Below are 25,704 nucleotides of genomic sequence, written 5' to 3' on the forward strand. Positions count from 1 at the left end.
CTCATCACAAAAATCACTTTACACTATGACTAAAAGGATTTTTTTACTGGTAAATTTAATAACGCTTTTTGCAACAGATTTTGCTTTTTCTCAGAATAAAGTACTTCCTGGAGCAGTTTCAGATCCTTTTTTTTGGATTAAATCTAGAAATGCTGGAGATAATTATTATTGGGAAAGCCTCGTAAACAATAAAGAAGCAAAGCTATCAGCAAAGAAACACAATGGAGCTGTTTTTAATTTTAATCCGAGTATTGTTTTTGATACCGCTCAGGATTCTTTAATTGTGCCATTGGGTGTAAACAGCAAAAGACGTCAGACGCTTTTTATGGTCTACAAGGTTAAAGACAGTTTGAAAGAACAGTTTTTATGGACGATCAATGATCCTCAAAAAATAATTTCGGCAGGAACGAACAAACGTTTGGTCGATTTAAAAAAATACTCCTATCAGTCTTATCAGGAAAAGATAAAACCGCACAAAGCCAATATTCATTTCTTTCAGCAAAATGTTACAGATAGTGTTGCAAAGTTATCTTCGCTGACGATTGGACAAAAATCAAAATTAGAAAAACTTCCGCCAGAAGATTTTAAAGGAAGTATAAGCGAGATTTTGATTTATAATCGTGTTTTATCTGGATTAGAAACGCAAAAAGCAGCCAGTTATTTGGCTATAAAATATGGTATTTCGCTTTCTCAGTTTGATAACAAAAACTACTTAAACAGCCAGGGTGAAACCATTTGGGATGTTGAAAAACATAAAGGATTTACTTCTTCAATCACAGCAGTCGGACGCGATGACGCCAGCGGATTATTGCAGCTTAAAAGTAATAATATGATTGATGAAGGCTTAATGACTTTTGAAGTAAAAAGCAAATCAAATGTGATTCCGAACAACTATTTTGCTTTTTGGAGCGATAATGGCAAAAATCTTTTAGTTAAAAAACAGGAACAAGGCGAACCTATTGGTGTTTCAAGAGAATGGCAATTGGATTTTGCTAATCCGACAGATTTAAGTTTAGACTGGACATTTAATCCTGCATTTGTAAAAGGGACATTGCCCAAAGACACTTATTACTGGCTTTTAGTAGATTATTCAGGAAAAGGAACGTACGATGAAAATGATTCAGAATACATTCGTCTGGCAAGTACTTCAAGTTCAGAAAAATTGGTTTTGAAAGATTTTGACTGGAACAAACATAAATCGGGAACTGCGAAATTTACTCTAAAAGTCGCGCCGCAAATGTTTAGCAGAGTCTGGATTACGGAGGCACTTTGCGGAGTTTCGGGATCTGGTGAACTGAATTATACGATTGAAGGTGGGGAAGCTCCTTTTACGGTTACCGTTAAAAAAGAAGGAAGCGAAGCCGTTGTAAAACAATGGAGCCAAGCTGCAAAAAGTAAAAATGGAGTACAGCTCTCATCTGGAACTTATGATTATATCGTTAAAGATGCAAAAGGAAATTTATACAATGAAACCGTTTTTGTGGCCGACAAAGAAGGAACTTTTCCTAATCTAAAATCAGAGTATTTGCTTACCGACGGAAATGCTTTGACTCTCGACGCAAGCAAAGATTTACCAACTGGAAATTACCAGTATCAATGGTTTTATGAAGGCAATTTTATAGATGATAATCCAAAGATATTAATCGATCAACCTGGTAATTACGAACTTCGATTGATAAACGGACAAGAATGTAAAACTTCTAAAATGATTGCAGTTGCGACTGATGGAAAAGACATTACAGATTCGAGTATCTTGATTTTATATCCAAATCCAACTACTGACGGGAAATTTGCAATAGCCATGCAGTTTCCTAAAAAGACAGATGCATCCATTCGTATTTATTCGCTTACAGGATCACTTTTAAAAGAAAAGAAATACAATCAGATCGAAACTTATTTGCATGAAGACAGCATAAAAGAAGCTTCGGGAATGTATTTGGTAAATGTGAGCTCAGAGTTTGGAAATAAAACCTTTAAAGTGATTGTGAAATAATCTGACAAAGAAAATTTGTTCAGATTAATTAAATAAAATAAACCGATTACCTCAAATCGATTTAACCTGCTTATGAAAAATAGAATTATAATATTGGTATTTCTTATAGGTGCATTTTTGTTTGCAGCTAATATTGGAGAATATAAAATAACAACACTATTTTCTGAAAACAAACCTGAAGTAAAAACAGTTGCTATTGCTGATTCTACGGTTGTTTTTAAAAATGAAAATAAGACCACAAAATTATTTACCGCAGATATAAAAGAAGGTACAATCGGAGTTAAAGATGCCGATGATATTGATGATGCGTACGATAATGTTTTTCATTTAAAAATCGATGAGCTGCCAGTAGAAAATGAGAACGCTTATCTAGAATACGAATTATTCGGTTATGATCAGGCTGCTTCTATTTCTAGAAGTTTAAACAATCAACCAAGTATTGGAGGACAATTTTTGTCGTACAATAAAGGCTGGACAAAACAATCAGAATTGTTGTCTGAGAAATCTCTGAGAAAAGGAGATAACGTGCTTTTGTTTACGGCTTCAGAAGGAATTTCGACTGAATATAAAATCAAAAATGTACGAATAGTATATAAAAACGGCGATCAATCTTCAAACTTGACACTTCTAAAAGCAGAAGATAAATTGTATATAAAAGGAACTAATTTTCCTTCGGTGATCAAAAAAATGACTATTGCAGGAATTGCTGTAGATGTGAATCAACCGGAATTTGAATTGGTTTTGGATGCGAAAAATGTCCAAAAATCAATCTCCGTTGTAAAAGAAACTAAATCTGGAATTGTAGTAAACGAAAAACTAGAAATTGACCATTTTTCAGCAGTCTCAGATTTCAGAGCAATTGAAAATGCAAAGGAAAAAGTTTCAAAGACGATTGATTTTCAAACAGTAAATGTTTTAGATTATAAAGATTTCTCAGCTGTTTTTCCTGCCGGAGCTTTAAAAAATAATGTCAAAGTTTCGGTAAGTGGTTTACGAAAAATTGATATTGCACCTTTAAACTCAGCAATGGTAAACGTTACAGCTGTAAATGCTGGTTTTCGTTTGTTACCACACGGAACTATTTTTGAAAAAGCCGTTACACTTTCACTTCCATACGATAAAAAAACAATCCCAGAAGGCTATACCGAAAAAGACATCAATGTATTTTATTTTGATGAAAACAAACGTTTGTGGCAGGAAGTTTCGAAAGATTCTTTAGACATCAAACAAGGAATAATTAAGGTAAAAACAACTCATTTTACCGATTTCATTGCTGGAATTATAAAAATGCCCGAATCTCCTGAAACTTCAGGTTATACACCAACAAGCATCAAAGATTTAAAAGCGGCGAGTCCTTTGGTTGGAATTCAATCTATCGCTCCTCCTTCAGCCAATGGAAGAGGAACCATGAGTACAGGATTTTCTATTGTCATTCCGAACGGAAGAGGAGGAATGCAGCCTTCATTTAATATGCAATACGATAGTGATGGTGGACACAGTTGGACAGGAACTGGCTGGGATCTTTCGGCGCCTTCTGTCAATATTGAGACACGTTGGGGAGCACCGAGATACGATGCAACCAATGAAACAGAAAGTTATAGTATTGCTGGCGAAGCGCTAATTCCGAATTCGCATAGAGCGGAATGGATTGGCAGAACCTCAGACAAACAATTTTATCCAAGAAGAGAAAGTGCTTTTCAGCAGATTATTCGTAAAGGATCATCGCCTAAAAATTACTATTGGGTAGTAAAAGATAAAAGTGGTATGACAAGTTATTACGGAGGTACGGCTTCTGGACTAGCGGCAAATAATGTTTTGCAGGATGCAAATGGAAATATTGGTCATTGGGCACTTTGTCTTCAGGTTGATTTAAAAGGAAATACAGTTGAGTATGAATATGACAAACGCGATGGAGAACTCTATATTAAAAAAGTGTATTACACTGGTTTTGGTTCTCAAAAAGGAAATTACAATGTAACTTTTGTCAAAAACTCAGATTTAGGAGAAGCCAATCGTTCCGATGTTCAGGTTTCGGCTCGTTTAGGTTTTAAACAACTCAATAATCAGTTACTTCGAAAAATTGAAGTTCGTTACAAAGGCGATATGATTCGCAGTTATGAATTAAAATACAAAGAAGGTGCTTTTAAAAAGACTTTATTAGAATCTATTGCAGAATATGATTCGGAGTCAAAATTATTCTATACCAATACATTGGATTATTTTGATGATGTTCGTGATGCTTCGGGGAAATATAATCCTTTTGGGCCAGAGCAAAATTGGAATGTGCCAAGTGATAACTTAACGAATAATTCAATTCCTTCTTTTAGTGATATATTATATTCAGGAAAACACTCTTTGGTAACCAGTACTGAGGGAGAAAATATCGGAATTAATTATAGAATAGGTATTGGATTAGGTTCTGGTATGGGAAGCTTAAAAGGTAATACTATAGGAGCTCACGGTGGAAACGGTATAGGAAATTCAGAAACAGCAGTAACACTTGAAGATTTAGATGGGGATGGATTGCCAGACAAGGTTTTTAAAAATAAAAATGGTGTTTTCTATCGTAAAAATTTAGCTGGATCGGGTCAGAATGGTTTTGGTGAGGCTAAGGAAATTAATATTAGCAATTTAGGACTTTCTAAAAATTCTTCTTTCAATTGGGGTGTCGATGCCATTATCAGTATCGGAAATGTTGGATACGACAAATTGCGCAGCACCAATAAAACGAAATCTTATTTTATGGATTTCAATGGTGATGGATTGGTTGATTATGTAAAAAATGGACAGGTATATTACAATAGATTGGTAGATGGTGTTCCTACATTTGACAGAACGAGTTCGGGAACTCCTTCTCCTGTTGCAGGAGGTGGTACTATTACAATTCCAGGATCTTCTACATTGTCTCAGGAGGAAATAGAGAAACAAAATCCGTTGCATGATGTAGTAAGAATGTGGCAGGCACCTGTTGCGGGAACTATTACGGTTTCACATCAATATAAGTTAATTAAAGATTTAAGTCCCGAAGGAATTAAAAAGCAAAGCGAATATGTAAATAATGCTGGTGATGAAAAGGCAGATGGAGTGCGTTTGTATTTTCAAAAGGGAAATCAGTTACTATGGAATCAGTTTATTGGACCTAATGATGTTGATCTTAAAACGAAAACCGATAATAATATTACAGTTGCTAAAGGCGAAAGATTGTATTTTAGAGTAAGTTCTGTGAAAGATGGAAGTTTTGATACTGCTACTTGGAATCCTGTTATTACTTATTCGCAAATAACAAAATATGACAGAGATGGCAATGGAAATCAGATAACATCCAGCGTACCCGTAACAGCAGGATTAAAAGACGCAAATTTATATTCGTTAGTTCAGTATGAAGCTGGTGCTGATTTTTTCAGTAGTAGTAATGCGGGTAAAGTAATACCTGTAGCAGGAAATATTATTCTAAAAGGAATTTTAAACAAACCAGTTACTTCAGATCATATTACCTTACGAATTACAAAAACATATCTTGATCAGACCAATGCTCCAGTGGTAGTATTCGAAAAAACTTTTTTAGCTAATGAGGTAGCATCATTTAATCTAAGTTCTATAACCTTGCCTGCATTTGAAAGAGAAACTCAAGTTAGCATTGCATTAGAAACCCAAACCAATATTAACTGGCATAGTATTTCGTTCGCTCCAACTGTTATTGTACCAGTGTTTTCAGGAGGAGAAATTGAAGAAACCCCTATGGAAGTATCCCATTTATTGTATACTAAAAGAGCTGGGAATTATGATATTCCAGGCGTAACTTCAACAGTAAGTGGAAAAGTAAAATTGAATATATTGCCTCAGGATTTAGTTTTGGCGACGGCTTTTCCTCCGGGTGCACTGAATAATTATAATGGAGACGTTATTGTTTCGGCGAAACAAAATAATACTCTATTAGCTCGTAAACGATATAAACTAACAACAGGATCTTTAACAGAAGTTATTAATGCTTTTGATAATGCAGTTGATTATCCTTCAGCATTAGCTGGCATCCCTATTCAGCTTGAGGTAACAATTTCAAATCCTGAATCTATTAACATCCTTCGAAATTATCCAAAGGCAAATGCGCTAAATATTCAGGTTCAGGTTACCGATTTGAAAGATGTAGCAGATCTTACAGATGATGTGATATGGAATAGTGCAACAGACGATTTTGGAATTTACAGTCTTTTAAATTCTGATGAAAAAACCATAGGATTGCATCACCGTCAATGGGGAGGATTTGTTATAAACGGTAATCTGGCATCAGATACAATCGATGAATCTCAGTTGAAGCAATCAGATGCTTATGGCTCTGAACCCAATCTAAATAATCAGGATCCGGATAGCTATAAAGATACTGATTATGAAATGTCTAAAACCTATTTTATTTCCTTACAATCTTCTTACGCAAAATCTAAATGGGAAGGTCTTGAACAGGGAATTTATATAAAAGATATTACGATAGGAACTTCTAGATTAGGAGAAGACGATGTTACAGATTACATGGATTTCTCTCTTCCAAATTTACAAGGAGGAAGCACAAGCGCTCTTGATATGATCAGTGTAAGCAAAAGTGAAAGTATATCTGCAGGAGTTTCTGTTGGACCTGCTGGTCTTGGGATCAGTAAATCTATTGATGGTGACTCTGATGTAACACAAACAATGAGCGATTTTAATGGAGATCGTTTTCCTGATTATATAAGAGGAAGTAATGTACAGCTGACCTTGCCTTTGGGGAAAATTTCTGAAGAAGTAATTGATTTGGGAAATAATTTTAGTCATTCTAAAATGAGTTCCGAAGGGGTTAATACAGATGGAAGTTACAGCCACGGAGCAGTAGCAAATACCAATACTAAAACAACCAGTAAATCGGAAGTAAAACCACAAACAGCATCAGATGTAAGTGTTGATAAAGCAAAAAAGGCTGGAGAAAAAGTAGCAGGATCTATCAATGCTTCTGTAGGAACAGGTGAAGACGAATCGACTATGATTCATAGTGATATTAACGGAGATGGATTACCTGATAAAATTACAAGCGCAGGAGAGGTCTCTCTGAATACAGGTTATGGATTTTTACCAGCCGAGAATTGGAATACCTTAAATTCAATAAATAAAGGTAACTCTACAGATTGGAGCTTAGGATTAGGTTTTAGTATAAAAAAAGCCTCTCTCTCAGGAGGTGCAAATTATGCGCGATCAGAATCTGATGGAATAGAGTCATTTTTGGATATCAATGGTGATGGTTTGGCGGATAAGATTAAATACGAGGGCAATAGAATGCTCGTATCACTTAATATGGGGAATTCTTTTGCAGCGCCTGTTGATTATCCAAGATCTACAGAGATGCAACAGAATAAATCTGTTAGTTACGGAATGAGTGCAAATATAACTTTTGAAATTCCGATTCCGATTCCTTTCTTACCTCTTAGATTAGTGCCAACTATTGGAGAAAGCAAAGGATGGAGCACGAGTCGTTCTGAAGGAACTTTTACAGATATAGATGGTGATGGAAATCTGGATTACATCGTTTCCAGAGATGATAATAATCTTACTGTACAACTTTCAAATATCAAAAGAACTAACAAATTAAAAAGTGTTACCAACGGCGCAGGAAACAGCTACGTGGTAGATTACGAATTACTAAACCCAAGCTATGAAAATCCTTCTGCAAAATGGGTTCTACAATCTGTAGATGTATTCGACGGACATACAGGAGACGGAATTGATCATTCTATTGCAAAATTCAGATATGAAGACGGTTATCACGATCGTCGTGAAAGAGAATTTTACGGTTTTGGAAAAGTGATTCAGGAACAGATTGACGCGGCAGATAATTCCGTTTTCATGACCACGGTTCAGGAATTCTATAATCAGGATTATTTCAGAAAAAATCTTGTAAAGCATAGTTATACTTTAGACAAAAACGGAAAAATGCGTCAGGAATCTGAAAACGAATATAGTTTTGTTGATGTGGCAACACAGGCGAGCGTTCCGGTTTCAGAATTGAATCTGCCTTCTTGCGATGCCAAACGTATTTTTGTTGGTTTAATTCATGCGAATCAGAAAGTATACGAAGGAGGAAGCGATTACCTGGAAACCAATACTTTTAATACTTACGATGCTAACGGAAATATTGTTCAGTATGAAGATTTAGGAAATGGTTCTGCTGATGATAAAGTAACCGCAAAAATTAGTTATTACGAAAGTACTACACCTTATTACGGTGGAATTCCAAGACAGCTTGAAGTATTTACTACAGAAGGTTTAAAACGAAAAAGAGCAACCACAATCAATACAACGACGGCAGAAGTAACTCAGATTAAAAACTACGCTGCTGCGGATAAGATTGCTATTACCGATATTGCTTATGATGCTTATGGAAATATGCAGAAAATCACAGGTCCTGAAAATCATAAAGCACAGCGTATGACTTTAGAATATGTATATGATGGCGAAAACAATCAATACATGACGGAAATTAAAGATGCTTTTGGTTACCAAAACAAAATGGAATACAATTACCATTTCGGAGTGCCAATCAAAACAATAGATCGTAACGATCAAAGTACAGATTACACTTTGGATGCAAAAGGTCGTATTGCTACAATTCGTGCGCCTTATGAAATTGCTTCAGGTAAACCGTATACGATTGCTTACGAGTATTTCCCAGAAGCAAAAGTGCCCTATGCTAAAACTAGAAATTATGATCCAGAATTAGATAAAGACATTGAAACTTATGCCTATACTGATGGATTAGGCAGAGCTCTACAAGTAAAGAAAACGGCTAGTTTATTTACCGCAGCAGGAAGCGCCGATCAAGAAGCACACATTATCTCTGGAAAAATAATTTATGATGGTTTAGGAAGAACAATTAGCAGTTACTACCCTACTACCAGTACTACTATGGACAATAATTTTAGTACTGTTATTTCTAATGTTGCACCAACTAAAACGGACTATGATGAGGTAAACCGTCCAATAAAAGTAACATTACCAGATGGAAGTACCAATACTGTTGTTTTTGCATTAGAAAATTATGATGGTCTTTCTGTTTTAAAAACAACCCAAACTGATGCGTTAAACAAAACCAATACGACTTATGTAGATGCTACAGGACAGAATTTAGCCAGTATGCAAAACGATTTGACAACGAAATTTGATACTAATGCATTAGGAGAAATGATTAAAGTAACCGATGCCATGGATCACGTTACTCAAAGTAGTTACGATTGGCTTGGAAGACGTATCGAATTTACGCATCCAGATGCAGGAACAAGCAAAATGGAGTACGATTTGGCAGGTAATTTGGTCACTCGTATTACACAAGATATTAAAAATACAGTTCCTAATGGAGGTGCTATACAATACGTATACAATTACAACCGTTTAGAGAGTATAAAATATCCTAAAAACCCGCAGAATAATGTGCAATATAATTATGGAAAAGCAGATGGAACACCATCTCGTCGTGGAAGATTATGGTTTGTACAGGATGCCAGTGGAGGACAAGAATTTTTCTATGGAAAATTAGGAGAAGTTGAAAAAGAAATTAGAACACTTCGTATTACTCCAACGGATATCCAAACCTATATCTCGCAATACGAGTACGATACCTGGAATCGTATCCAGAAAATGACTTATCCTGACGGAGAAGTGGTAGAATATACCTATAACCGCGCAGGAAACTTACAAAGCATGCAAGGGAAAAAAGAAAGCCATACCTACGATTACATTAAACAATTGAGTTATGACGAATTTGAACAGCGCAAGTATTTAAAATATGGTAATAATACGGAAACGAATTATACCTACGATCCTGTCATGAGGAGATTGCAGCAGTTGCAAGTGCAAAGCGGTTCTAGACAAGTCATGAACAATGCTTATGGATATGATTTGGTAGGGAATGTTTTGAGTATAAAAAACACCGCTCCAATTGTAAACAATACATTGGGAGGAACCTCTTCGCACGAATACCAATATGATGATTTCTACCGTTTAAAATCGGCAAAAGCATCTTATCAGGGAGAGTTTACCAAAGCCAATTACGAGCTGAATATGAGTTACAACAAAATGCATAATATTACCAAAAAGGATTTGGTGCATGTTGTAAACAACGAACAGAAAGGCTATGTTTTAGACTATAATTACGATAATGAACTGCATCCAAATGCGCCAAATAAAATTGTAGAGGCAGGAAAAACAGAACCAAGACAATATACCTACGACGGTAACGGAAATCCAACGAGTTACACTGAAGAGAAAAACTTCAGAAAAATGACATGGGACGAAGAAAACCGTTTAATGGGAATAAATGACGGTGGAAGAATTCATCAATATACATACGATGCAGGAGGAGAAAGAGTAATTAAAAGCTCAGGAGATTCCCAGAATGTGGCTATAAATGGTGAAACAGCGGCAACCATTGTACATACAGATGATTATACGGGTTACGTTTCTCCCTATTTTGTAATAAGCAAAGGAAAATTTACCAAGCATTATTTTGAAGGCGTAGGCCGTATTGTGAGTAAGCTGGGTAACGGAGCTTTTGCCCAACCTTTAAAATTAACAGCAGGAGGCGTTAATTATGGTAAACTTACAGCAGAACAACAAAAAGCGTTAGATACCTATGTGAGAAGTTTAGGTTTACCTCCTGGACCGCCAACACAGCAGGGAATTTACGCAACACCAGAATTTACAGGAGATCCGTATCCAAGTGAAGTAATTAAGCCAGTAGAGGAAAATCAGGAACCACCGGAAGGCTGGCCAAGAAATCCAATTTTCAATGCACCAGGTGATGTTCCGGGACCGCCTGTGCAGTTTGGACCACCTGTAGAACCGACAACTGTAAAAGGAGGTGAGGGGTTTACAGGAACAGGGATGCCAGAAAATGATATTTTTTATTTCCACCCTGATCATTTGGGAAGTACTTCGTATATTACCAACAAAAATGGAAGCATAAGCCAGCATGTGGAGTATATTGCTTTTGGAGAGGTTTTGTTTGAGGAGCATTCAAGTTCTTTTTCTAGTCCATATTTGTTTAATGGTAAGGAGTTGGATAGAGAGACTAATTTGAGTTATTATGGGGCAAGGTATTTGGATATGAAGACTTCACTTTGGCTGTCTGTTGATCCATTGGCACTTTATAATCCTGTATTTGAAGATGAGTTTTATTTTGATGGACAACATAATGGAGGTGTTTACTATAATGGGAATTTAAATCCTTATATATATTGTTATCAAAATCCTGTAAAATATATTGATCCTAATGGAAAACAAACTGAAGTTACAAATAATGGAACCATATTTAATTCAGATAAAAATACTGTTGTAAATCCTTTATCACGAGGAGTAGATAGAATTAATGAACAGTCACACATTAGAACAAATACCTCAATATACAACAATGCTTTAAACCAGAAAAAAGAGAATAATACCACGCATATTTACTCTCATGGATGGTATTCAGATGGAAAAACTAGTTCTAAAGAATATTCTTATTTATCAATTTTTTATGAGAAAGAAAAAAAATATTATGGTATAAGTAACAGCCAAGAATTAAAAAATTGGCTTACAATTAATAATGTCAAAACCGATTTTTTATCTAAAAAAGATCATATTTTAATACTTCATGGCTGTAGAAGCGCTTATGGAGAGAATTCAGTTGCAAAAACGCTATCTGAGGAAAACAAAAGTACAGGATTAGTCACTGTAGGAGCTACTGGGAATGTACTTTACAATGAAAATGGAGAATATATGGGAACTGCTACAAATGGCACTAAAAACAAAGGTTCTTGGAATGTATATAAAAACGGTAAACTTATAAAATCATTTCCGTGGAATTGGAAACCGAATAGTAAAGATGTAAAAAATGTAATTAATGAAAAAAAATAAATTATTTTTTAAAAAAGAAATGATAACTATATTGATATGTTGTGTATTCTTTAGTTGTGTAGGAGATAAGACTAAAAATAGATTCTACGACAAGGTAGAATATTATCACAGTGATTACTATAAAATACCGGGTCCACCAGATAATACGGCTAGATTTGAGATTTATTATTCCGATTTTGTTAATGAAAATGATAAAACTAATTATAAAGATCTATCTCAATTTGAGTTTGTAAAAAGAGAAATTGATAATGAGTTTTCTTCGAAGATTGATGATTTTTTTACTAATCACAATCCTGGGGAATATTACCCTAATTATCAATGTTTAAATTGTTATCAAGATATTTTGCTTTTTTATAAAAAAGATAAATTAATTGGTATTGCAAAATTTGATTTTAAATGTGATAAATATTGTTATACAAACTTTATTTCGGATAAAAAAATGTATTTAAAAAAGGATTGCGGAAATTATAAATATCTTTTTGAAAAATAATAGGATATTGAAATTTCAAACTGTTTAACATCGAGTTTTTTTTTGATCCCGATCACTCGGATATACGTAACGACAGCGTGGAAAATCCGATCGGGTAATGTTTCAGATTAGGTGTTTTTGTGAAAAAAAACTTTAACTAGCTGATAAATAATATAGCTTAAGTGAGATATAATTAAAATTGAGGCGACCCGTTGGTCACCTCTTTTGTTTTTAATGAGTTTGATTTTAGATGTTTTTTATTATTTTATTATGAAGTGCTAAGCTTTTACGTTTACTCATCTTTTCAGGTATAGACTACAAATTTCCACTAACAGAGTATGATTATAATGATTGGACAAATAAAATTGGAAAACTTGAATTTTCAACTACAGAAGATAAAAACAAAAGATGTACAAAATTCACAAAAAACAAAAAATTAATTACTATGAATAGTATTTATATCTTAATTCTTTTATTCTTGATTTTTTTTTCTTTTTTTAAAAGCTATCTATATTTAAAAAAAGAAAAAAAAATCTATAAATATCTAACACTTTTTGGATTGTTGTATATTGTAGAAGTATCATTAGCTGCTTATTTAATAGATAGTTTTTCCCTATTTCAAGGAATAAATGATAAATATGATTTTGAAATGCTATTTTATGAAATAGCATTATGGTCATTTTATCCCGCAGTTTTTCTTATGATAATTGGTTTAATTTGGTGGGGGACTAAAATGTTTGCGAAAAAGTAATGAAGATTATGCTGATATATCTTCGCAACGATTACTCAGATTTGCAATCTGTGCTAACCAGTTCATGCCTATGCATCTTATGGTTGTGCCTATTACCAGGACGCCTCAGCAAAATTTAAATATAGAAACTGAATTATAAAAGAATGAATTATCAAATAAATATTCTAAAAGAAGATACATTAAAATTAATTGAAAAATATAAAAATACTTACTTAGAAAGAGCATTATATTCATTTCTTTTAAGTCCAGTTAATATGAATAATATTAATGATGATATATTAAAACGATTAGATTATTTAGATGTTTTTTATGATGATAACAATTTCTCTTATAATTACACTCCAACCGACGGTACAAATGGAGAGCCGAAAATATTAGAAAAATTGACTGATGCAAAACTTGAAATTGAGAATTTATCCAAAGAAAGATTCTGGTCGATTGAGCAGAACAATTTATATAAAGAAATTTCTAATTTCAATAGCTTCGAAGACAAAATTGTAAGAGAAGAAGATGTCTCTAAAGCATATTTAAAAGACCCATTTTACAATATAGAAGGATGGATAAGCTATTATGATCACTTGTTGGATTTAAAATTTGAAAATTTTAATGAAATATTGCAAACTGGTAAAAATCAAGTCCGATATAAGCATTTTCAAGATGAATATTTCATAGGAATTGAAGTTAATTATGGAAAAACGATTAAAAAAATGAAGGATGGTGATTGGGAGACGCCTTATTTTAATTTGATTATTTTTAAACTAAATGGAAAATTTAAATTAATAGAAAAAAATAATTTAGGCTTATTTGGGCACCCTTACTTTCATCAACCAGCATATAATTTTGGAGGTTATTTTGCGATAAAAACAATTAATAGGGTTTCGCCAAATGAATGGGGTATTGATAGGGGAACAGAAAAAGAATCTTTAGGAAATGGAATGGTGAGATTATATAATTCAGAAATTTTTGGAGATGATTTAAAAAGACATGCGTTTTATTATTTTGATATGTTAAGCAAGACAAGCAATGATTACATAGATAGTTTGCTTAAAATGAACTTGTTTGAATAATAAAGCCTGATTCTAATAACTTTTTTTATCATTCAAGTATTTAGATTCTCCCTTTATCAATTTCTAAAATATAAGAGAAGTAGAATAAAAAGAAATTAGTACAACAGAATCAAACAAAATTTCGTGAAGAAAGAACGCAATCAAATTAGTAAAGAAAAGGTAGTAATTAAACCCACTCGTAAAGATTATTTTAAGTTAGCTTTGATCTTATTGGGGATAATTGCTTTTTTTGCATGCCTTATGAAATACCTTAGTGATCAAAGAGCTGACGAGATTGCGTTTATTAATAAAGATTATTCGATTACAAAAGGGATCATAACCAAAATATCCTTGTATAAAGGAAAACATGTCAGAATTAAATATTTAGTTGAAGACAAAGTTTATATCGAGTCTGACGGAATGCAAAAGAAACTGAATAAACAAACAGGAGATTCGATAAGTATAAAATATTCCAACAAAAAGCCCGAATTAATGATCAGTGAATACAATTTGGATTATTAGTAAATTATAATTTAAAAACAAAAAAGCTTCGAATTTCTTCGAAGCTTTTGTAAATATTGAAAAGAGTAGATTTCTAAAAATTAGTATTGATTTTTTTAGAACGATCTGCAATGTAAGACATCAGCCAAGTTACTTGACCATCTTTTACAAAGTATATTTTCTTTGTTGCCGCATTCGGAATACTTTCTAAACAAGTTACTAATATATTATTAGCCGAAATAAGGTATTTCTGGTCGTAAGTATTTAAAACTCTTGCCGCTTCTTTGTTGGTTTTAGCAAGGTTGGTAAACTTTCCAAAATTGTTTTTCAGAATAGCATCGTAATCGATAACGTCTTGTAGCGTTAAAGCGATATAATGATCTTTTACGTTTTCATCAAAATAAAGAGTAGAAAATGCCCAAACTGCTCCACCAGATAAATACAATTTATCTTTTTTCGTTAAAAGCGGATTTGCATCAAACATTGCTTGTGTTTTCTTACGAAGAATCGGATTATAATCAAAAGATTTTTCCTGATACGTTGACATATCATTAATTTGACTTTTGTTTACCACTGTTTTTTCTACTGCATCAGTAAGTGTCATTGTACCAAAGTCAAGCTCTAAAGGAATAAACTCTAGTTTATTGTCTTTAAGTTCGTCAATATAACCACCTTTAGTAGTTTGTGCACCAATATCAAGAAGGAAAGCATTTGCATAATCAACCGGTGGAATAGCACCTTTTACTAAAGTTTTTGCTTCTTCGTTAACTTCCAATACTTCAAGTTCTTTATTGGTAAGTGAAGAGATTTTCTTTTTTAAAACGTCAAGATTGCGCGCATTCGAAAAAACAGGGGCAGCAACAATGAAAATGTTTTCATCAAGCATTTTATACTCAGCTCTTATTTTTTTCAATTGGTCAACTACAATAACGCTGGTTTTGTTGATGTCCTCTGCAGTAAGTTCTCCAGTTGCACCAATATGATCAGCAAACGGAATTCTATCTGTCCAGAATGAAAGAATTTTATAATCGGCTTTTTTGATATTATTTACATCAATAACCGAGACTTTGATTGCTCTTCGTCCGATTTCAATTCCAGCATAAACGCTTTTTTGAGCAAATAAGGTGATACTAAAAAATAAATTTAAAAGAATAAAAAATAGAACTTGGGGTTTGTTTTTTTTAAGCATTGTATTTAATTATAATATGATTTGTTTTTGAGTGTAGGTTTTTAAAAATATTTTTTCGTGGTATTTGTGTGAAAATCATAATTTTATATTTGAAAAAATGACTTTCCTTAGAAGATTGCAAATTTATGAAAACATTTATAAAAATAAACTCAGTTATTCAGAAAAAGATATTATTTAATTGTTAAGTTTTGTTTTGGTGCTTGGTGATTTGCGATTTTGTATTTGCTGAATACTCGTATAAGTTAGCTAGTGACAAGTGCTTGTATTTGTTGTAGTAAAAATATTTCATATCTTGCCTGATAATCATTAATCAACAATCAATCAAATCAATCAAAATGAAAAAACAGGTATTTCTTTATTTTAGTGCTTTACTGTTTACAAGTATTATCTCCGGACAGGAACTAAATCATTTCTTTTCCACATTAGCTAAAAATAATCTTTACAACGGCAGTGTTTTAATTTCCAAATCAGATAAAAACATTTTTTCTAATTATTATGGATATTCTAATATCGAAAAGAGAGAGAAAATAAGTGATAAATCTCGATTTCCAATTGCATCAGTATCCAAAACATTCACCTCTACGGCAGTACTTCAGCTCCAACAGAAAGGGAAACTAAATATTGATGATAGGGTTCAGAAATATCTTCCCGATTTTCCTTATCCTAATGTTACCATCAGACATTTGCTGAGTAATACTTCTGGACTCGGGCAGTACTATAATTTGTTCACCGAAGTAATGAAGAACCAGCCAGATAAACTGATTTCAAATCAGGATATTATACCCGAATTTATCAATCAAAAAGTTCCTCTTTCGTTTTCACCAGGAGATAAATGGGAATATAATAATGTTAATTTCTGTCTTGCAGCTTTAATAGTAGAGAAAATATCAGGAATGGCATTTAGGGAATATCTCGATAAAAATATTTTCAAACCTGCCAATATGAAAGATTCATTTCTTCCTGAAAATCGAAGAGTTAAAGAACAGAATCAGACAGAGTTGTACACTTATCCCAATATGTATTCGATGGATTTGGTGAATATTGAAAATTTAGAAGCTACTTTTCCCGTAGAAAGAAGAAGTAATTTTTATGGAAATGGAGGAATCGTAAGTACCGCTTTAGATTTAGGTAAATATCAAAAAGCATTATTTAGTTACAAACTTTTAGATAAGAAAGAATTAGAAGAAGCTTTAACACCTGCAAAACTTAATGATGGAAAAACAGCATCTTATCGTTTTGAAGAAAAAGAAATAGCTTATGGACTGGGCTGCCAAATATATAGTAACGAAAATGAAAAAATAGTTTTTCATGACGGTTTTATCACAGGACTTACTTCCATGCTAATGCATAACATTACAAAAAACGAAACAGTTATTTTATTGTCTAATGCAGCAAATCCCGTTTTTGTGACAGCCAATGAAATTTTTAAAATAATGGATAATAAACCGTATAAAATGCCTGTGCAGAATCTTTCGAGAGTATATGGTAATTTGCTTGAGAGCGGAAGCAAAGAAAAAGCGAATCAGTTAATTGAAGAATATTTAAAAAATCCAAATAGTTATGAAGCAACAGAAAGAGATTTTAATAGATTGGGATATCAATTTCTTAGAAGTCAAAAAACAGATAATTCTCTATTAACTTTTGCTTCAGCCACTTTGCTTTTTCCAAATAGTTCCAACATATATGATAGTTACGGAGAGGCATTACTTCAAGTTGACAAAAAAGAAGATGCGATTAAAATGTATAAAAAATCTATTGAATTAGATCCAACTAATGAAAACGGTAAAAAAGTATTAAAGCAACTTCTTTAAATAAGATAGTATCCGTTTTCAGAAAGTATCATAAAAAAAACTGCGCAAATGTCTTTGAATTTGTACAGTTTTTAATTTTTTGTAATTGGAGTAATCGCTACAACAGCTATTAAAAATTAATTTATTAAAATATTAAAGATGAATAACATTCAAGATTTAAATATTAAAAATGAGATATTGCCTGTATTTGATTATTCTTTAAATTCTTTCACCAAAAATAAGATTCTTTATTTATTGCAAACTCCTTTAAAAAGTGAGGATAAAATTGCAGAAAGACAAAATATTCTCAAGGCTTTTATGGCCAATATGAAGGTTTTGGAGAGTTATTCGTATACCGTTTTGTATTTAAATGAGGTTCATTTTTTCTTAAATAATTTTAGCGAAGTAAATTCTAAAAGTTCTCGTTTTCTGTTTTCAGGTCCCAGTCCTGATGAAATTCTTTTGAATAACAAACTGCATCAAATGGTGTTGTTTTTTCACAGGCTGGAATCGGTCTATTTCTCGCGAATTAATCTCATAAATTTTCCTGAAATTTATAGAAAGGATTTAAACAGAGTATTGTCTTTTCTTTCGTTTTTTGAATTGAGACATTATGAGTTTATGATAAGAGAAAAACGTTTAAAAAGAAAACATCTTAAAGAATTAACCCATAAAATTTTGAAGCTAAAGGAAGAAGGAAAAATCGAAACATTTTGGGAAGATTTGTTTTTATTCGAATCCTATTGTTCTATCAGCTTGGCGATTAAAAATAGAAACTTCACTTTTCCGACTTTTAAAGAAAGCGAAATAAGTTTAAATGATTTTTTTCATCCTTTAGTCAAAAATCCAGTTAAGAATGACTTTACGGCTTTCAGTAATGTGATTGTATTGAATGGACCCAATATGTCTGGGAAGTCAACTTTTCTTAAATCTATTAGTTTGTGTGTCTATTTAGGAAATCTCGGACTTGCTATTCCGGCATCAAAAGCTGTAATTCCCTTTTGTAATGATTTTTCAATTGGAATTAATAAACGCGATGCTATTTTAAACGGATACAGTCATTTTATGACAGAAATAATGAATCTTAAAGATGTTGTGCTAAATGCAGCAGAAGGAAACAGAAGTTTTGCCGTATTTGACGAACTTTTTAGCGGAACAAATGTCGAAGACGCTTTAGAAATTTGCAAAACAACGATAAATGGCCTTAGTAAGTATACAAATTCCTATTTTTTTATTTCTACGCATATTCAGGAATTAAAAGAGTTTACAAATGATAAAATCTCTACATTTTATCTGGATTGCGAATTGATCAATAACGTACCTACTTTTACTTATAAACTGAAAAAAGGATGGTCAGATATTAAAGTAGGCCGCGTTTTATTTGATAAAGTTGGATTGAATGAACTCTTGAATGTTTCAAAACTAATTGATAAATAACTTATTTCTGAATCTAATCGTATTTGAAATTTGCTCTAAGAACTAGGATAAATAATTGCCGGCAGTAGCTATTACAGAGCTCAGCATAATTTAAAGAACTACAACGATGATAAAAAAACTTTATCCAGAAATTGAAATAGCTGGTGGACTAATTTCTGCTTTAAATTTTGCATTTGATAAAATTGGATCTGAATTAAGGGTTTTTAACGAGAATGAGGATAATTATTTTCCTGGAGCGAATGCCCGAATCGAGAAAGACAATAAGTTTTCGCAAATTTATATTGCGTCAGAAAAAAAGCTTTATTTGTCCGATTTTTGGCGGGATGGAGTTTGTCTTGCGCATGGAGGTATTAACGATATTGATCTACTTGCTGAATGCATTGACTTTTGATTGAGCTCAAAAGTGACTACAATGCAATTGGCGGATAAATTTTCTTTTGTTGCTCCAGAGGAAAAAGCAAAAGCTTTTGATGAAGGAAAAGAGGTTGAATACAAATGGCAATCAATTCTTCATGACGAATTCGATAAGGAAATCAAAAGTTTTGTTGAACTAGCAGTAAAAGACAAGATTTTATCTAAACTTTTTCCATTTACAAGTTTAACGACATTATGTTTTAGTCGATGTACTGGTTATCCGTATACATACGACACACCAACAGTTACACCAATTTTTGAAACCGATCAATATCTAGTAAGAAATGGTGAAGGTGATGAAATTGGTTCGGGTTTAGCAAGTGAAGCATTAAAAATTGTACTTCGTAATTTACCTAAGGATATTGGTCCTGCAGTAAAAGGAACATCTGAGAACTTATAAAAAAATGCTGTCGTAGCTCTGAATCTTGTTTCAGAAACTTAGCGAAAATAAAAATCTTAAAAGAAATACTTAGAAAATAAAAAAAGCTCCAGATTTCTCTGAAGCTTTACTTAGTAGCGGGAACAGGACTCGAACCTGTGACCTTCGGGTTATGAGCCCGACGAGCTGCCTACTGCTCTATCCCGCGATGTTTCGGGTGCAAAGATACGCCGATTTTTTAGAAATCCAACGAAAACTTTAAAAAATGTTTTATTTTCTGTATTGACTTGATATGACTACCTTTGCATCCTAAAATAGTATGCAAATGTCACATAAAGCAGGTTTTGTAAACATTATCGGAAATCCAAATGTTGGAAAATCAACATTGATGAACGCTTTCGTTGGAGAGCGATTATCAATTATTACCTCTAAAGCACAAACAACACGCCATAGAATTCTGGGAATTGTAAATGGAGAAGACTTTCAATTAGTCCTTTCTGATACTCCAGGAATCATCAAACCGGCCTACGAAATGCAGGAATCGATGATGAATTTTGTAAAATCAGCTTTTGAAGATGCTGATATTTTAATCTACATGGTAGAAATCGGTGAGCAAGATCTTAAAGACGAAGATTTCTTTAAGAAAATCATTCACGCTAAGATTCCAGTTTTATTGCTTTTAAATAAAATTGACAATTCGAATCAAGAACAATTGGAGCAACAAGTTTCTTTCTGGAAAGAAAAAGTGCCAAATGCAGAGATTTTCCCAATTTCGGCTTTGCAGAATTTCAACGTACCAGAAGTGTTCGGAAGAATTATCGAATTATTGCCAGAATCTCCAGCTTATTACCCAAAAGATCAATTAACAGACAAACCAGAGCGTTTCTTTGTTAATGAAACAATCCGCGAAAAGATCTTGCTGAATTATAGCAAAGAAATTCCATATGCCGTAGAAATCGTAACAGAAGAATTTCACGAAGATGAAAATATTATCAGAATTCGCTCTGTAATCATGGTAGAACGTGATACACAAAAAGGAATCATTATCGGACATAAAGGTGCTGCTTTGAAAAAAGTAGGAACAGATGCACGTGCCGATTTAGAGAAATTCTTCGGAAAACAAATTCATATTGAACTTTACGTAAAAGTGAACAAAAACTGGAGAAGCAACGCTAATATGTTGAAACGTTTCGGATATAATCAATAAAAAGAGTTTTCAGCCGCAGTTTCCAGTCTCAGTCTTAAAACTGTGATTGCGACTGCGACTAAAAAATATAAAAACTTAGGTACTTAGAAACTTAGTAGCTCAGCAACTTTTTTTAACTACCTTTGCAAAAAATTTAAATAAGGCATTTTAGATTTATAATTTATTGGGATTTAGTCAAAAACGAAATCTGGAATTGTAAATCTAGAATCTAAAATTCAAAAAAATGAATAATAACATTGTTGCGATAGTAGGAAGACCTAACGTAGGGAAATCGACCCTGTTTAATAGGCTGATACAAAGAAGAGAAGCTATTGTAGATTCAGTATCTGGGGTTACCCGTGATAGAAACTATGGTAAAAGCGAGTGGAACGGAAAAGAGTTTTCTGTCATTGATACAGGTGGATACGTTCGAGGGTCTGATGACGTTTTCGAAGGCGAAATTCGTAAACAGGTAGAACTTGCTATCGACGAAGCCGATGTTATTATTTTTGTGGTTGATGTTGAAGAAGGAATTACACCAATGGATGAAACTGTTGCGAAATTGCTTCGTAAAGTAACAAAACCAGTTTTATTGGCTGTAAATAAGGTTGATAACGCAATGCGTGAGAAAGATGCAATTGAGTTTTACAACCTTGGTTTAGGTGATTATTATACTTTCGCAAGTATTTCAGGAAGCGGAACTGGAGATTTATTAGATGCTTTAATTGAAGCTTTTCCAGAAAAACCAGAGATTGAGGTTAAAGAAGATTTACCGCGTTTCGCAGTTGTAGGTCGTCCAAATGCTGGGAAATCTAGTTTTATCAATGCTTTGATTGGTAAAGATCGTTATATCGTAACTGATATTGCTGGAACAACTCGTGATGCAATTGATACTAAATTTGACCGTTTTGGTTTCGAATTTAACTTAGTGGATACTGCGGGAATTCGTCGTAAAGCAAAAGTAAAAGAAGATTTAGAATTTTATTCTGTAATGCGTTCTGTTAGAGCAATTGAGCATGCAGATATTTGTATATTGGTTATCGACGCAACACGTGGATTTGAAGGTCAAGACCAAAGTATTTTCTGGTTGGCTGAGAAAAACCGTAAAGGTGTTGTCATCTTGGTAAACAAATGGGACTTGGTAGAAAAAGATACGATGTCAACTCGTGATTACGAAGAGAAAATCAAAAAAGAATTGATGCCTTTTACAGATGTGCCGATTTTATTCGTTTCTGCTTTAACAAAACAACGTTTATTAAAAGCACTTGAAGCTACAGTTCAGGTTTTTGAAAATAGAAAACAAAGAATTGCAACTTCAAAATTCAACGAATATATGTTGAAAGTAATTGAGGCTTATCCGCCACCAGCAACAAAAGGGAAGTATGTAAAAATTAAATATTGTATGCAGTTGCCAACTCAAACGCCTCAGTTTGTATTTTTTGCTAACTTGCCACAATATGTAAAAGAACCTTATAAACGTTATCTGGAAAATAAAATTAGAGAGAAATGGGATTTCGCAGGAGTTCCAATCGATATTTATATTAGAGAAAAATAAATGAAAGTCCCCTAAAGCAGGGGACTTTTTTATGTTTGGTATCTATAAAATTACAAGATCAATTTTTTATTGGCATTATATTTGAATAAATGTGAAAAACACAATTAAACCTTTTGTGTTTTTTTAAGTCTTACTATTCAAACTAACCTAATTTTATGACCAGATTTTATTCGTTTTTATTGTTTTTAGTTTTTGTTTATTCGGCAAATGCCCAAAACAATATTGTTGTTAAAGGTACTGTGATTGATATCAATACACAGCTTCCACTTGAACTTGCTACCGTTTATTTTACCACAGTAAAAGATTCTACTATGATTGAATATGCTACGACGGATAAAAACGGAAATTTTATTATCAATACTAAAAAGTTTGAGAAACCAGTTTTCCTAAAAGTAAATTATACAGGCTATCAAACTTACTTTGAAGAATTAAAAGGACTTACAGAAAGTAAAGACTTTGGAAAATTGTATATGATCGAAAATGCAAATGTTCTGAACGAAGTAATTGTAAAATCTGAAGCACCGCCAATTACCATTAAAAAAGATACCTTAGAATTTAATGCTCCTTCATATAAAGTCCGCCCAGATGCTAATGTGGAAGCTTTATTGAAGCAACTGCCTGGTTTTGATGTCGATAATTCAGGGAAAATAACAGTTAATGGGCGGGAAGTTAATCAGGTTTTAGTGAACGGAAAAGCATTTTTTGATAAAGATGGGGCGATTGCAATTAAAAATCTTCCGGCAGATATTATTAAGAAAGTTCAAGTTTCAGATTTTAAAACAAAAAAAGAAGAACTTGCCAAACAAGAATCGACTTCAGATTATTCGAGTATCAATATTACCATTGACGAAAAGAAAAACAAGGGATATTTTGGGAAAGTTCTTGGCGGATATGGTTCGGACGAGCGCTACGAGAGTAGTTTGATGATGAACTTTTTCAAGAATAAACAAAAAATTAGTGTTTTGGCTTCTTCCAATAATATCAATTCAACTGGATTTTCTATGGATGAGGTTTTTGATAATATGGGTGGCGGAAGAAATGCAAGAGGAGGCAATCAAGGAGCGAGCAGCGGTGGAAAAGGAATTACACAATCTACTTTGGCCGGAATTAACTATTCCGATGATTGGACAAAAGATTTGGAGTTTATGAGCAGTTACAATTTTACAAATGCTGTGACAAAAAATGATAGTAAATCGAATCAGGTTAGTTTTTTGCCAACTGGAAATATTGTGACAGAATCTGATTCTAAAAGCAAGAATGAAAATACAGGAAACAATGCCAATTTTCAATTAGAATATAAAATTGACCCCACAATGCGTCTTGTTGTGGCTCCAAATTTAAATCAGTCAAATTCGAATAATACCAATTCTTCGTTTACTTCTTCTGTAGATCAAAACGGAGATCCTTTGAACGAAAGTACATCAACTTCTCATACAGAAGGTTCAAATACAAACTTTGCAAATAGTATTAACTTCAATAAAGTATTTGAAAAAAAATCACGAAATCTGAGTGTTGTTTTTAACAATAACAACTCTAAAAATAATTCGAACGGAATTAACATTTCTGAAACTATTTTTCATCAAGATGGAAAACCGAATGATGAAAGAAATCAGAACGCAAAAAATAATTCAAAAAGCAATTCTTACGCTTTTGATATTGAATATACTGAACCAATTACAGACTCGCTTCGTGTACGTTTTGGGACTGATTTAAACTGGCAGAATTCAAATAACGATCAAAAAACATTTGATTTTGATGAGGCAACAGATCGTTATTCTAATTTAAATACATCGTTAACAAATTTTACTTCATCGAAGCAAAATTCGATTTCTCCAAAGGTTGGAATTACTTTACAGAAGAATAAATTTACGCTTAATTTAAATTCCAGAACTTCAATTGTAGAGTTTGACAACCATTCTTTGTATTTAAATCAAGCAACCGATTTAAATAAAAGGTATATACTTCCTTACGGAAATGCACAACTTCGATACAAGTTTGATCGTTCAAAAAATTTAACATTTAAGTATGATTATTCAAATGCGCTTCCATCTGCAAATCAATTAATGCCTGTAGCAAACTTAAATAATCCGTTGAATAGTGTAATTGGAAATCCAGATTTAAATCCTGTAGAGAAAAATAGTGCAGGAATTGATTTCAAAAATTTTGATTTTAGATCGCGTTCCGGTTATAGCGTTTATCTAAGAGGAGATTATTATAATAATGATATCGTTTCGACTTCTATTTATGACGATAGCGGAAAAAGAAATACGACTTATGTGAATATTTCGGGAACTTATTCGATGTCTATGGGTGGGAACTGGAATCAGCAGATTAAGAAAGATGCGCATACATTTAGATACGGTCTTCGTTTAAGCGGAAATTATAATTTTGATAAAGGATTTACGAATGCTGTTTTATACAATGCAAAATCTATTGTAGTTACGCCAAGTGTTTATGCTTCGTATGATTATGGAGAAGTGCTTTCGATTGCACCATCTTATAGTTTGTCATACAACGAAACGAAATATGAAAACTTTTCAAGAGATGCAACTTCAAATGTAATTCATAGAATTAATATGCAGACCACTTCTTATTGGCCAGCCAATTTGATTTTCGGAAATGATTTTGGATATACTTATAATTCAAATATTTCGGGTGATTTTAAGAAAGATTTCTTTCTTTGGAATACTAGTTTGTCTTATGGTTTCTTAGATAAAAAATTATATGCGAAAGTGAAAGTGTATGATGTTTTAAATCAGAATCAAAGTGCAACTAGAACCATTTCTTCTACATCGATTCGTGATGAAGAGAATACAGTTTTAAAAAGATATGTAATGTTTTCTCTAGCCTACAAAATAGGAAATTTTGCAGATAGTAAAAAGGGAAGAAAGCAGAGAGGAGCGTAATTCTTGAGAGACAAAGGTTCAAAGTTATAAAGGTTCAAAGGGCCAAAATCTAATAAAAAAACTGGCAAATCATTTTTTGATTTGCCAGTTTTTTTATTAGAAAATCTAAAATCTAAAATCTAAAATCTAAAATCTAAAATCTAAAATCTAAAATCTAAAATCTAAAATCTAAAATC

Annotated in this window: 14 protein-coding genes and 1 tRNA gene; 13 read left to right on the forward strand and 2 right to left on the reverse strand. The window is 32.8% G+C overall.

Annotated elements, in window-relative coordinates; genetic code table 11:
* The first annotated feature begins 25 nt into the window (after positions 1-25).
* The 6 genes from NQQ59_RS22590 to NQQ59_RS22615 all read left to right on the forward strand — a co-directional run bounded on the left by NQQ59_RS22590 (position 26) and on the right by NQQ59_RS22615 (position 14,693).
* Positions 26-1,993 carry a T9SS type A sorting domain-containing protein gene (locus NQQ59_RS22590; RefSeq protein WP_257698436.1) on the forward strand — a complete coding sequence of 656 codons (1,968 nt, stop codon included), beginning with the start codon at positions 26-28 and terminating at the stop codon, positions 1,991-1,993.
* 72 nt (positions 1,994-2,065) lie between these two features.
* On the forward strand, positions 2,066-11,905 hold the full coding sequence (locus NQQ59_RS22595; protein ID WP_144215224.1) for a SpvB/TcaC N-terminal domain-containing protein: 9,840 nt from the start codon (positions 2,066-2,068) through the stop codon (positions 11,903-11,905).
* Entirely contained in the window at positions 11,892-12,395 is a 504-nt protein-coding gene (locus tag NQQ59_RS22600) for a hypothetical protein (protein ID WP_144215223.1), read from the forward strand. Before NQQ59_RS22595 ends, NQQ59_RS22600 begins: the two co-directional genes overlap by 14 nt.
* A 424-nt stretch (positions 12,396-12,819) precedes the next feature.
* On the forward strand, positions 12,820-13,125 hold the full coding sequence (locus tag NQQ59_RS22605; RefSeq protein WP_144215222.1) for a hypothetical protein: 306 nt from the start codon (positions 12,820-12,822) through the stop codon (positions 13,123-13,125).
* A 143-nt stretch (positions 13,126-13,268) separates the two neighbouring features.
* Positions 13,269-14,192 carry a hypothetical protein gene (locus NQQ59_RS22610; protein ID WP_144215221.1) on the forward strand — a complete coding sequence of 308 codons (924 nt, stop codon included), beginning with the start codon at positions 13,269-13,271 and terminating at the stop codon, positions 14,190-14,192.
* A gap of 123 nt (positions 14,193-14,315) precedes the next feature.
* On the forward strand, positions 14,316-14,693 hold the full coding sequence (locus tag NQQ59_RS22615; protein WP_257698437.1) for a hypothetical protein: 378 nt from the start codon (positions 14,316-14,318) through the stop codon (positions 14,691-14,693).
* A gap of 73 nt (positions 14,694-14,766) precedes the next feature.
* On the opposite strand, the gene NQQ59_RS22620 is transcribed toward NQQ59_RS22615, so the two are convergent.
* Positions 14,767-15,861: a Ppx/GppA phosphatase family protein gene (locus NQQ59_RS22620; RefSeq protein ID WP_144215219.1), complete on the reverse strand. Its 1,095-nt coding sequence runs from the start codon at positions 15,859-15,861 to the stop codon at positions 14,767-14,769.
* A 335-nt stretch (positions 15,862-16,196) separates the two neighbouring features.
* Here NQQ59_RS22620 and NQQ59_RS22625 point away from each other — a divergent pair, with 335 nt between their 5' ends.
* The 4 genes from NQQ59_RS22625 (at position 16,197) to NQQ59_RS22640 (ending at position 19,902) form a co-directional block, all read left to right on the forward strand.
* A complete protein-coding gene (locus NQQ59_RS22625; RefSeq protein ID WP_144215218.1) occupies positions 16,197-17,672 on the forward strand; it encodes a serine hydrolase in 1,476 nt (491 codons plus the stop codon).
* A gap of 138 nt (positions 17,673-17,810) precedes the next feature.
* Entirely contained in the window at positions 17,811-19,088 is a 1,278-nt protein-coding gene (locus NQQ59_RS22630) for a MutS-related protein (RefSeq protein ID WP_144215217.1), read from the forward strand.
* A 106-nt stretch (positions 19,089-19,194) separates the two neighbouring features.
* Positions 19,195-19,479, forward strand: a complete 285-nt coding sequence (locus tag NQQ59_RS22635) for a hypothetical protein (protein WP_144215216.1) — start codon at positions 19,195-19,197, stop codon at positions 19,477-19,479.
* 21 nt (positions 19,480-19,500) lie between these two features.
* Entirely contained in the window at positions 19,501-19,902 is a 402-nt protein-coding gene (locus NQQ59_RS22640) for a DUF6193 family natural product biosynthesis protein (RefSeq protein ID WP_257698438.1), read from the forward strand.
* A 114-nt stretch (positions 19,903-20,016) separates the two neighbouring features.
* Here NQQ59_RS22640 and NQQ59_RS22645 read toward each other — a convergent pair.
* Positions 20,017-20,089: transfer RNA gene (locus NQQ59_RS22645), tRNA-Met, on the reverse strand.
* 117 nt (positions 20,090-20,206) lie between these two features.
* On the opposite strand from NQQ59_RS22645, the gene era reads away from it, so the two are divergent.
* From era to NQQ59_RS22660, 3 genes are all read left to right on the forward strand, one after another.
* On the forward strand, positions 20,207-21,088 hold the full coding sequence (era, locus tag NQQ59_RS22650) for a GTPase Era (protein ID WP_144215214.1): 882 nt from the start codon (positions 20,207-20,209) through the stop codon (positions 21,086-21,088).
* Between the two features lie 223 nt (positions 21,089-21,311).
* A complete protein-coding gene (der, locus tag NQQ59_RS22655) occupies positions 21,312-22,622 on the forward strand; it encodes a ribosome biogenesis GTPase Der (RefSeq protein WP_144221519.1) in 1,311 nt (436 codons plus the stop codon).
* A gap of 155 nt (positions 22,623-22,777) precedes the next feature.
* Positions 22,778-25,528: an outer membrane beta-barrel protein gene (locus NQQ59_RS22660; RefSeq protein WP_144215213.1), complete on the forward strand. Its 2,751-nt coding sequence runs from the start codon at positions 22,778-22,780 to the stop codon at positions 25,526-25,528.
* Positions 25,529-25,704 lie beyond the last annotated feature (176 nt).

The sequence above is a fragment of the Flavobacterium panacis genome, from assembly GCF_024649945.1.
Classification (GTDB): Bacteria; Bacteroidota; Bacteroidia; order Flavobacteriales; family Flavobacteriaceae; genus Flavobacterium; species Flavobacterium panacis.